The sequence below is a fragment of the Streptomyces sp. NPDC002889 genome, assembly GCF_042888425.1.
In the GTDB taxonomy this organism is placed as follows: Bacteria; Actinomycetota; Actinomycetes; order Streptomycetales; family Streptomycetaceae; genus Streptomyces.
In genome coordinates this window covers 1-5,225 of sequence record NZ_JBIAPT010000062.1, presented here as the reverse complement: position 1 = coordinate 5,225, position 5,225 = coordinate 1, and the positions used below count along the sequence as shown (strand labels likewise).

1 protein-coding gene is annotated in these 5,225 nt (G+C 70.7%); it reads right to left on the bottom strand.

The features are described 5' to 3' along the window. A partial coding sequence (locus ACFYWI_RS38265) for an amino acid adenylation domain-containing protein (protein WP_389240768.1) occupies positions 1-5,225 on the bottom strand: 5,225 nt, incomplete at both ends.

The window sequence follows — 5,225 nt, the reverse complement described above, 5'->3', positions numbered from 1 at the left end:
GAACGAAGCACCTGAGCCTCGAACAACCCCGCCAACGTCACCGACGCAGCCCGACGATCAGTCGCATTCCACTCCCGCACCACACGAGAACGCTCGCCCATACCGAGAACATCGATGTCGCTGAGCCGCGTCCGCGGATCGGCCGCCATCTGCTCCAGCACCCGCACCAGCCGCTCCCCCAGAGCCCGGGCTGTGTCCTCGTCGAACAGGTCGACGGCGTAGTGGAGCGCGCCGTCGAGCCCGGCCGGGTCCCCCTCGCCGTCACGGTGCTCGGCCAGCGTCAACGACAGGTCGATCCGGGCCGCCGCAGCGCCCGGCGGCATGGAGCGCACCTGCACGCCTGGGAAGTCCCAGTGCTCAGGGGGAAAGGTCTGCAGGGAGAGCATGACGTGGAACAGGGGGTGGCGGGACAGTGACCGTGAGGGGTTGAGGTCGTCGACGAGATACTCGAAGGGCAGGTCCTGGTGGGCGTATGCGGCCAGGTCGGTTTCCCGCACCCGTGCCAGCAGCTCCTCGAAGGTGGGATCGGCGCTCAGGTCGGTCCGTAGCACCAGGGTGTTGACGAAGAACCCGGCCAGGCCGTCCAGCGCCGCGTCCCCTCGTCCGGCGACCGCGGTGCCGATCGGGACGTCGGTTCCCGCACCCATCCTTGCCAGCAGAGCGGCCAACGCGGCATGCACGACCATGAACATCGTGGCATCACCGCGCCGCGCGACGTCCACCAGGCGGGCATGGGTCTGCGCGTCCACCAGGACCGGTGCGGCGCCGCCGCGGAACGTGGCCACAGCCGGGCGCGGTCGGTCGGTCGGCAGCGCCAGCTCCTGGGGTGCGCCGGTCAATGCATCCCGCCAGTACCCGAGCTGGCTGCTGATCAGGCTGTCGGGGTCGTCCAGATCACCGAGGACCTGACGCTGCCAGAGCGCGTAGTCGGCGTACTGCACCGGCAGCGGCTGCCACCCCGGCGCCCTGCCGTGAAGCCGCGCCGCGTAGGCCACCTGCAGATCCTTCATCAGCACGCCCAGGGACCAGCCGTCGACGGCGATGTGATGCGCCACGATGAGCAGGACGAACTCGGACGGCCCGGTCGCCAGCAACCGGACACGCCACGGCAGCTCGGTGCTCAGATCGAAGCGCTGCTCGGTGTGGGCGGCGAGCACCTCCTCGACCTGGTCCCCAGCGGTCTCGACGACTACCAGCGGCGGACGGCCGGCCACGCCCTCCAGCACATGTTGCCGGGGAACACCGTCGGTCGCGGGATAGACCGTCCGAAGGCTCTCGTGGCGGTCGGCGACATCCCCCAGAGCGGCTTCCAGTGCGGACATGTCGAGGTCACCGGACATGCGGAACCGCAACGGCAGGTTGTAGGGCGCCTCGGAGCCACCCTGTGCCTCCTCCATCTGGTTGACGAACCACATCCGCTGTTGTCCGAAGGACAGCGGCACGGCTTCCGGGCGGGGGTGGGGCGTCAGGGCGAGCTGCACCTCACCGGCCACCCCGTCGATGAGCCGGGCCAGCCCGACGACCGTCGGGGTGGCGAACAGCGCCCGGATGCTCACCTCGGCCTCCAGGACGGCCCGGATCCGGGCGATCAGCCGCATCGAGAGCAGCGAGTCGCCGCCCAGCTCGAAGAACGAGGCCTCGACGCCGATCCACTCCAGGCCGAGCACCTCCGCGAACAGCCCGCACAGCACCTCTTCGACGGGGGTCGCGGGAGAACGTCGGCCGGTCAGACCCGCGAAGTCCGGGGCGGGCAACGCGGAGCGGTCGAGCTTTCCGTTCACGGTGACGGGCAGCGCGTCGAGCACCATCACCGCGGCCGGCACCATGTAGTCGGGCAGCCTGCGTGCCACGTGGTCCCGCAACGCGCCGGCGTCCACACTGCCGCCGTCCGGGGCGGGGAGGACGTAGGCGACCAGGCGCTTGTCCCCGGGACGATCCTCCCGTACGACGACGGCGGCCCGCCCGACGGTCGGGTGGTCGACCAGCACGGCTTGGATCTCGCCGGGCTCCACGCGGAACCCTCGGATCTTGATCTGTTCGTCGACTCGTCCGACGACGACGATCTGGCCGTCGGAGGTCCAGTACGCCAGGTCCCCGGTCCGGTACATGCGGCCACCGGGACGGCCCGGCCCGTCGGGTGCGGTGAACGGGCAGGCCACAAAACGTTCGGCGGTCAGCGCCGACCGGCCGAGATATCCCCGGGCCAATCCGGGCCCGGCGAGGTACAGCTCCCCGGTGACTCCGGCGGGAACCGGGCGCAGGAACTCGTCCAGGACGTAGGTCTGTCCGTTCTCGAGAGGCCGTCCGATCGGCACCGGCCCGCTGCCTGCCGTTGCCGTCAGCGGCTCGCTCATGGTGACGCACACGGTCGCCTCGGTCGGCCCGTAGGCGTTCATCATCCGCCGGTTCGCCGACCAGCGCTCCACCAGCGACGGCGGGCACACCTCACCCGCGACCGCCACCGTGGTCACGGAGGCGGGCAGCTCCTCCGCGGCAGCGAGCACGGACGGCGGCACCGTCAGGTGCGTCACCCCGTACTCCGCCGACACCTCGGCGAGCGACCCGTACGGCGGCAGCATGTCGCGATCGGCCATCACCAACGCGGCACCCGACGGCAGGGCCGTGCAGAACTCGGCGAACGCGGCGTCGAAGCTCGGCGAGGCGAACTGGAGGATCCGTGACCCAGGTCCGGCCCGGAACCGGTCCATGTGGCTCGCCGCCAGGCTGCCGACACCGCCGTGCGTGACCACCACGCCCTTCGGGGTGCCCGTGGATCCGGAGGTGTAGATCACGTACGCGGGGTGGTGGATCCGCAGGGGCGCCGCCCGGTCGGCATCGACCGGAGCCGCGACCGGACGGTGCGCCATCACGGCGGTCACTGCCGGGTCGTCGAACACCAGACGGGCCGGTGCGCCATCGTCCACGAGACTCTCGGCGGACGACAGTGCCGCTTCGGTCCCCGTGGTGCACACCATCAGCGCCGGACGGGCATCGACCAGCATGAAGGCGATCCGCTGCGCCGGATATCGCGGATCGATGGGCAGATAGCCCGCGCCTGCCTTCACCACGGCCAGCAGCACGGCCATCAGGTCCACCGACCGCTCCATGACCACGCCCACCAGGTCCTCGGGCCCCACGCCCCGGGCAATCAGCTCGTGCGCCAGTTGGTTGCTGGTCCGTTCCAGCTCTGCATACGTCGACGCACGTTCCCCACCGACAACCGCCACGGCGTCCGGTGTCCGCTCCACCTGCGCCTCGAACAGCTCGGCGAACGTCCCCTCCGGAACCGTCCGGGTCGTGTCGTTCCACTCCGTCAGAAGGGTGTGCCGCTCGGCCTCGTCAAGCATCTCGAGCCGGCTGACCCGCGTGGCGGGGTCGGCCGCGATGTGCTCCAGAACCCGTTCCAGCCGCTGGGCCAGCGCCTGGACGGTGTTCTCGTCGAACAACTCCGTGGCATAGAAGATCTCCCCGCCGATTCCCGCCGGGCTTCCCGCGCCGTCACGGTGTTCGGCCAGGTCCACCGACAGGTCGAACCGGGCAGCGAGCGATCCGGGCAACGTCGGACGGACCTGCAGCCCGGGAAGGTCCCACTGCGCCGGCGGTATGTTCTGCAGCGTCAGCATCACCTGGAACAGCGGGTTCCTGGACAGCGACCGCGACGGGCTGAGGTCCTCGACGAGCCGCTCGAAGGGCACATCCTGGTGGGCGTAGGCGGCCAGGTCGGTCTCCCGCACCCGGGCCAGCAGCTCGGTGAAGGAGGGGTCACCGCTCAGGTCCGCCCGCAGCACCAGGGTGTTGACGAAGAAGCCGGCCAGCCCGTCCAGAGCGACATCGCCTCGTCCGGCGACCGCGGTGCCGATCGGAATGTCCCTCCCGGCGCCCATCCGGGCGATCATCGCCGAGAGCGCGGCGTGCACGACCATGAACATGGTCGCCCCGCTGCGCTGGGCGACCTCCAGAAGCCGGGCATGGGTCCGCGCGTCGACCCGGACAGGCACCGAGCCGCCCTCGTAGGAGGAAACGGCCGGACGGGGCCGGTCGGTCGGCAGGACCAGTTCCTGCGGCGCGCCGGCCAGAGCACCGCGCCAGTACCCGAGCTGGCTGCTGACCAGGCTGTCCGGGTCGTCCAGATCACCGAGGACCTGTCGCTGCCAGAGCGCGTAGTCGGCGTACTGCACCGGCAGCGGCTGCCAGCCGGGCGCCCGGCCCTCCCGGCGCGCGGTGTAGGCCACTCCCAGATCACGGGCAAGGACACCCATCGACCAGCCGTCGACGGCGATGTGGTGCGCCACGATCAGCAGGACGAACTCCGACGGTCCGGTCACCAGCAGCCGGATCCGCCACGGCAGATCGACACTCACGTCGAACCCGCGGCCGGCGTGCGCCGCGAGCAACTCCTCGACGTCATCCTCGGTGGTCTCGACGACCACCAAGGGCGGGCGCCCTGCCGCCTCTTCGAGTACCTGCTGAAGCGGAACCCCCTCGACCTCGGGATAGATCGTCCGCAGGGTCTCATGCCGGTCGGCGACATCGCCCAGCGCCGCTTCCAGCGCCGCCACATCCAGATCGCCGGACATCCGCAACGCCAGGGGCATGTTGTAGGCGGCGTCGGCACCCTCCGCTGCGCCTTCGAGCCGGTTCAGGAACCACATCCGCTGCTGCCCGGAGGACAGCGGCACCATCTCCGGCCGGGGCTGCGGCTCCAACGCCGGCTGTGCGTCACCTTGCTCACCGTCGATCAGACGGGCCACCTCGGCGACCGTGGGCGCGGTGAACAGGTCGGCGATGCGCAGCTCGGTGTCCAGGACGGCCCGGATCCGGGCGATCAGCCGCATCGCCAGCAGGGAGTCCCCGCCGAGGTCGAAGAACGAGGCCTCGGCGCTCACCCACTCCACGCTCAGCACTTCTGTGAACAGCCCGCAGAGCACCTCTTCGGTGGGCGTCGCGGGACCACGCCCGCCGGCCAGGCCGGCGAAGTCGGGGGCAGGCAGAGCCGTCCGGTCGAGCTTGCCGTTCACCGTGAGCGGCAGCGACTCCAGCGCCACAAGGGTCGGCACCATGTAGTCGGGCAACCTGTCGGCGACGAAGTCTCGTAACGCCTCGGTGTCGGGCTCGTCGGCGGTGGCCGGAACGATGTAGGCGACGAGGCGTTTGTCGCCAGGCCGGTCCTCCCTGGCGATCACCGCGACCTGACCGACGCTCTCGTGCCCGGCCAGCACCGCCTC